The sequence below is a fragment of the Cupriavidus sp. 8B genome, assembly GCF_054589115.1.
The window spans coordinates 1-5,962 of sequence record NZ_BAAILO010000233.1 but is presented as its reverse complement, the minus strand read 5'-3'; the positions used below and the strand labels follow the sequence as shown (position 1 = coordinate 5,962).

Sequence of the window (5,962 nt, the reverse complement as noted above, 5' to 3'; positions counted from 1 at the left end):
ACTTCAGACCGAACACAAGTAGACACGTTATAAGAATTTCGGGAAAAGCAATCTTGACAGAATCTCGCTCATAGAAGCGTGATCCACCGTCGAGACATACTGCTACGTCGCCCTCCAGGAAATTGGGGAACAACATGCAACTGTGAAATTGAATCAAACCAATCTCGATTGACACGGGGAGTCATATCAGCTAGGAACCACCTGAAGCGAAGCCAGCTGTTTTTTCCAGCACGACGGCGTAACGAGCGCCCGCCCTCTCCCCCAACCCCTCTCCCGCACGCGGGAGAGGGGAGCAAACCGGCTGGCGCGCGCGATGGCGCGCAGCCGGACTCAGGCGAACCCGGCCTTATGCGCCTGCTCGTCGGCGTGGTATGAACTGCGCACCATGGCGCCCACGGCGGCGTGGGTGAAGCCCATCTTGTAGGCCTCGGCCTCGAACATCTTGAAGGTGTCCGGATGCACGTAGCGCATCACCGGCAGGTGGTGGCCCGACGGCGCCAGGTACTGGCCGATGGTCAGCATGTCGATGTCGTGGGCGCGCATGTCGCGCATGACTTCGAGGATTTCCTCGTCGGTCTCGCCCAGGCCAACCATCAGGCCGGACTTGGTGGCCACAGTGGGGTTGCGGCGCTTGAACTCTTGCAGCAGCTTGAGCGAGTGCGCGTAGTCAGCGCCCGGGCGTGCCTGCTTGTACAGGCGGGGCACGGTTTCCATGTTGTGGTTCATCACGTCCGGCGGGCCGGCCTGCAGGATGTCCAGCGCCTTGTCCAGGCGGCCACGGAAGTCCGGCACCAGCACTTCGATGCGGGTGGCCGGCGACAGCTCGCGGGTCAGCGTGATGCAATCGACAAAGTGCTGGGCACCGCCATCGCGCAGGTCGTCGCGGTCGACGCTGGTGATCACCACGTAGTTCAGCTTGAGCTGGGCGATGGTGCGGGCCAGGTTGCCCGGCTCGTTGGCATCCAGCGGATCGGGGCGGCCGTGGCCGACGTCGCAGAACGGGCAGCGGCGGGTGCACTTGTCGCCCATGATCATGAACGTGGCCGTGCCCTTGCCGAAGCATTCGCCAATGTTCGGGCAGCTGGCTTCCTCGCAGACCGTCACCAGGTTGTTGGCGCGCAGGATGTCCTTGATCTCGTAGAAGCGCGAGCTGCCGGTGGCCGCCTTGACGCGGATCCACTCGGGCTTCTTGAGCTTCTCCGCCGGCACGATCTTGATGGGGATGCGCGCGGTCTTGTCGGCCGACTTCTGCTTGCGGGTCGGGTCGTACTGCTCCGCCTGGGGTTGCGGGGCTTCGCTGGAAGTGGCGATCAGGGCGTCGCTCATAGAGTTCTCCGCACGCGCGGTGCGTGCATATTCGGCTGGATGACTAAGTGGCCAGGGCCGCGGCGGTATTCCGTTGGGCCGCCAGGGCGCGCTCTTGCGCCTCTGCCAGCACTTCACACAGCGCCGCCGCAAGGCGCCGCGCGATATCGGCTTGTTGTGCCGCGGTCACGGGCAGGCGGGACGCACCCGCCGCATCGGCCACGTTGACGGTGGCGCCCGCCGTTGCCATGTCGACCGTTTCCAGGCCGGCATAGCCGCAGGGGTTGATGCGCAGGAAGGGCGCGAGGTCCATCTGCACGTTGAGGCTGACGCCGTGATAGCTGCAGCCATTGCGGATCTTGAGGCCGAGCGCGGCGATCTTGGCGCCCTGGTGCTGGCCTTCGGAAAGGTAGATACCAGGCGCGCCGGGCTTGCGTTCGGCTGCGAGATTATACGACGCGAGCGTGTCCAGCACGGCTTGCTCGATCGAATGGACGAGCTCGCGCACCATCAGGTGGCGGCGGCGCAGGTCGAGCAGCAGGTAGGCCACGACCTGCCCCGGACCGTGATAAGTGATTTGTCCGCCTCGATCGATCCGCACCACGGGAATCGTCTCGTCAGGGGCGAGCAGGTGCGCGGGATCTCCCGCCTGGCCAAGGGTGTAGACCGGGGGATGCTCGACCAGCCAGATCTGGTCAGGGGTATCGGGGGTGCGTGCGGCGGTAAAGGCACGCATCGCGTCGAAACAGGGTTCGTAGGCTTGCCGGCCCTGCTCGATGACTTGTATCGATTGCATCCCGGCAGTTTAGCGAAAAGGGGCGGATCTCACAGGAGGCCGCCCCATTTTTGGTGTGTCTTTCGTTGTGTCTTCATGACGCTGTTGTTGCGTCCCTGCTTGCCGGCCTGGAATGGACCAACCGCAGATGGCCGCGTGCGCGGCCATCCGCATCCTCCCGCGCTGGCTCAGGAGGCCGTGACCTGGTCCTGGTTAGGCGTCCACTCGGTGCCTCGAACCAAACGCCGCGCCATGCGCGCCACCAGGTGCGACACGCTGGTTGCCGCCGGCCGGCGGGCTTCGGCGATCAGGGCCAGGCGTACCGGCTCGGCGGCGCGCGGGTCCACGCTGAGCGTGATTTCGTCGCCGCTGGCGAGCAGCAGGCTGCCGCCGCAACGCAGCCAGTAATCTTCCGAGTCGCCTTCACGGGTGACCCAGACGTCGACCCCCGTGGCCTCTTCCACGCGCAGGCGCTGGGCGGCGTGGATGGAAAGGGAGGTAACTTCGCCCGGGCTCAGGGTGAACAGGGTCGTTGTGAGCAATGTTTTCATGTTGGGCATCCTTCGCTGACATCGTCGGCTGCCTCGCCCGCTTGCCCGGAATGGGCGGCCGCCGATCAGGCCAGCCTTGGCAGGCTGATGCTTGGTCTTGCCTGGTACTGGATCGGCACCGGTGCGGGTAGCGCCCCGATGCATTGCATTCTAGTGATTGCCGGTCCCCTTCCAAAACGATATATTTTCCTTGTTCTTGTTAGGTAAGCTCACATAAGACGAGGTGGATGATGGCGCTGAAGGGAGCATGGGAGAGAGATTTGCCACGTGGCTGGCACCGCGAGCTGCCGCGCCTGCCGGGGCTGACTGCGCTGCGCGCGTTCGAGGCGGCTGCCCGCCACGAGAGTTTTTCACGCGCGGCCACCGAGCTGTTCGTCACCCATGGCGCGGTCAGCCACCAGATCCGCGCGCTTGAGGAAGAGCTGGGGCAGGCCCTGTTCGAGCGCAACGGCAAGCGCGTGACCCTGACCCCGGGCGGTCGGGCCTACGCCGGGCGCGTGCGCGAAGCCCTGCTGGAGATCGCCGACGCCACCCGCGCGCTGCAGGCCGGCAACCGGGACAAGCGCCTCACCATCAGCACCATGCCGTCGTTTGCCGCGCGCTGGCTCACGCCGCGCATCGGCAGCTTTATCGAGCAGCATCCCGAGCTGGACGTGGAGTTGCTGTCGTCCAACACGCTGGTGGATTTCGGGCGCGAGGAAGTCGACATCGCGCTGCGCATGGGCAGCGGCGACTATCCCGGCCTGTATGTGGAGAAGCTGCTGGACGATGTGTTCTTCCCGGTCTGCAGCCCTGCCTTCAACGGCGGCAAGCTGCCGGGGCGGCCGCAGGACATGAAAGGCATGTCGCTGCTGCGCGGCGAGGGCGACCCGTGGAAGCCGTGGTTCGAAGCCGCCGGCCTGGACTGGCCGGAGCCGCGCAAGGGCCTGCTGCTGGAGGACTCCTCGCTGCTGCTGCAGGCAGCCGCCGCGGGCCAGGGCATTGCGCTGATCCGCTCGTCGCTGGCCTATAACGACCTGCTGTCGGGGCGCGTGGTGCGGCTCTTCGATGTGAGCATTACCTGCCCGTGGCTGCTCTACTTCGTCTGCTCGGCCGGCATGCTGGAGGCGCCCAAGGTGAAGGCGTTCCGCGCCTGGCTGCTGCCGGAGATGGAAGCCTTCCGCGGCATCCTGGCGCAGTGGGAGGGCTAGTCGTCCTTCCCGTCTTCGGTGTCTTCGGCGTCTTTGCCGTCTTCCACGGCCTTCGGCGCAACAACCGGCGCGGGCGCCGAGTGCGCCCTGCCCGCGCGCGGGTGCGCCTTGTCGTAAACCTTGGCCAGGTGCTGGAAATCCAGCGCGGTATAGATCTGGGTGGTGGCCACGCTGGCGTGCCCGAGCATCTCCTGCACCGCGCGCAGGTCGCCCGAGGATTGCAGCACATGGGTGGCAAAGGAATGCCGCAACATGTGCGGATGCACGTCGGTCGGCACGCCGGCCCGGATCGCCTGCTGCTTGATGCGCAACTGCACCGTTTGCACGGGCAAACGCCGCCCGCGCACGCTCAGGAACAGCGCATGCGCGTCATCCGGCAGCGCGCCGGGGCGCAACAGTTCAATGCGCACCGCCAGCCACGCGCGCAGCGCTTCCATGGCCTTGCTGCCGACGGGCACGGTGCGCCGTCGCGAGCCCTTGCCGATCACCGTGACCTCGGCGCCGTCCATGTCGATCCAGCCGGCTGAGCGGTATTCCCCGTCCTCGGTATAGCGCGCATCCAGTTGCACCAGCTCCGACACGCGCAGGCCGCTGGAGTAGAACAACTCGTAGACGGCCTGGTCGCGCCGGCCCTCGGCGCCGTCGCCGGCGTTGTGCGAGACCAGCGCCACCGCATGCTCCACCGACAAGGCCTTGGGCAGCCGGTGCCCGGATTTTGGCGCGCGCACGCCGTCGACCGGGTTGGCCTCCACGCCCAGGCCATGACGCGCGGCCCACAGGAAGAAGCCGCGCCACGCCGACAGCGTGCGGGCAATGCTGGTGCCGGCCAGGCCGCCGCCGTGCATGCGCGCGGCAAAGGCGCGGATATGGTGGGTCTGCAGCGACAACAGCGCGATGCCCGGCGCATGGCGCGCGGCGTGCGCCTGCAGCACCGACAGGTCGCGGGCGTAGTTGGTCAGGGTGTGGGCAGCCAGCTTGCGGCTGCTGGCGAGCCAGTCGAGGTAGCGCAGCACCAGCGGGTCGGGCGGCTGCTTGTCCAGGGGCGCCTCGGCGGCTTCCTTGCGCGCGGCCGGCTTCTTCGCCGCAGGCGAAGCGGCCTTGCGCGCGCGGCTCGCGGTCATCAGTCGCGCAGGCGGTTCAGCGCGGCGCCGGCCACTTCGCCGATCTGCGCCAGGTAGGCCGTGCCCATGCCCTCATGGAAGCGCCTCGCCTCGGGCGAGCCCAGCACCAGCAGGCCAAAGGCCGCGCCAAGCGTGCCGGCGTCGCGCGTGGGCACGCGCAGCGTCACCATGGCCAGCGAGGCGATATCCTCGCGCTCCAGCCAGGCCGCTGCCTCGAAGCCGCTGTTGGCGCCGCAATACGGCGCGCGCAGGCCCTCGGCAAACAGGCGGACGTCGTCGCTTGCGCCCTGGGCCACTTCCATATGCGCGTAGGCCTCGGCCACATTCCACAGCTTGAGCGCCACGCCCGGCACGTCGAACACTTGCTGCAGCCCGTCCTGCACCGCATACGGCAGCGCGTGCGAGTCCACCTCGGCCAGCAGGCGCAGTTGCCAGGCATGCATGCGCTGCTGGGTACGGTCGTTGTCGTGGCCGTGGCGGACCAGGTCCGCCAGCCTCAGCTCCAGGCCTTTGTTTTTCTCGCGCAGGATTTCCATCTGGCGCTCCTGCAGGGACACCGCGCGGTGGCTGTGGGGGCTGGTGAGTTGCACAGCGGCCAGCAGTTCGGCGTTGTCTTCGAAGAACTGGGGATTGGTCTGCAGGTAGGAGGCAACTTCTTGGGCGTTCATTGGCTTCAACCGGAATGTTTGGGGGGCAGTGTAGCAAAAGGTTTGGGGGAGGCTGGGGGGGGGAGTGCTCGGCGTTGGCTTTTGGGCGCAAGGGCTCGTATGCGCGGGTGCTTTGGTTGGTCTTGATCGGTGTTGGCTTTTGCACCCAAGTGCTCGGGTGTGCTGGCTCTTTGGTTCGTCTTGATCGGCGTTGGCTTTTGCACCCAAGTGCCATACGACATCCCCCTGCGGGGGCTGCCGGTCACTTTTCTTTGACCGGCAAAGAGGGTGAGGACAAATTCAGGCATTGGTCAATCGGCGTACGAGCAAACGTGCCTGAGATAGCCAGACCCAGGCGGTTGCGCTGGCGATG

General features: G+C 66.5%; 6 protein-coding genes. 1 reads left to right on the top strand and 5 read right to left on the bottom strand.

Translation table 11 applies throughout. From position 1 onward, the window contains the following. Window positions 1-330: 330 nt before the first annotated feature. From lipA to ACYP5B_RS22210, 3 genes are all read right to left on the bottom strand, one after another. A complete protein-coding gene (gene lipA, locus ACYP5B_RS22220) occupies window positions 331-1,326 on the bottom strand; it encodes a lipoyl synthase (protein WP_267605058.1) in 996 nt (331 codons plus the stop codon). Window positions 1,327-1,369: 43 nt separating this feature from the next. Further along, window positions 1,370-2,101: a lipoyl(octanoyl) transferase LipB gene (lipB, locus tag ACYP5B_RS22215; RefSeq protein ID WP_267605055.1), complete on the bottom strand. Its 732-nt coding sequence runs from the start codon at window positions 2,099-2,101 to the stop codon at window positions 1,370-1,372. 167 nt (window positions 2,102-2,268) lie between these two features. Beyond that, window positions 2,269-2,631 carry a DUF2917 domain-containing protein gene (locus ACYP5B_RS22210; RefSeq protein ID WP_459571117.1) on the bottom strand — a complete coding sequence of 121 codons (363 nt, stop codon included), beginning with the start codon at window positions 2,629-2,631 and terminating at the stop codon, window positions 2,269-2,271. Window positions 2,632-2,861: 230 nt separating this feature from the next. Here ACYP5B_RS22210 and ACYP5B_RS22205 point away from each other — a divergent pair, with 230 nt between their 5' ends. Beyond that, on the top strand, window positions 2,862-3,821 hold the full coding sequence (locus ACYP5B_RS22205) for a transcriptional regulator GcvA (protein ID WP_267606555.1): 960 nt from the start codon (window positions 2,862-2,864) through the stop codon (window positions 3,819-3,821). On the opposite strand, the gene ACYP5B_RS22200 is transcribed toward ACYP5B_RS22205, so the two are convergent. Together ACYP5B_RS22200 and ACYP5B_RS22195 are read right to left on the bottom strand one after the other, a co-directional pair. Next, window positions 3,818-4,942 carry a tyrosine recombinase XerC gene (locus tag ACYP5B_RS22200; protein ID WP_459571116.1) on the bottom strand — a complete coding sequence of 375 codons (1,125 nt, stop codon included), beginning with the start codon at window positions 4,940-4,942 and terminating at the stop codon, window positions 3,818-3,820. The two genes, ACYP5B_RS22205 and ACYP5B_RS22200, sit on opposite strands and share 4 nt — an antisense overlap. Beyond that, window positions 4,942-5,610: a DUF484 family protein gene (locus ACYP5B_RS22195; protein WP_459571115.1), complete on the bottom strand. Its 669-nt coding sequence runs from the start codon at window positions 5,608-5,610 to the stop codon at window positions 4,942-4,944. The genes ACYP5B_RS22200 and ACYP5B_RS22195 overlap by 1 nt, the downstream gene beginning before the upstream one ends. Window positions 5,611-5,962: the final 352 nt, after the last annotated feature.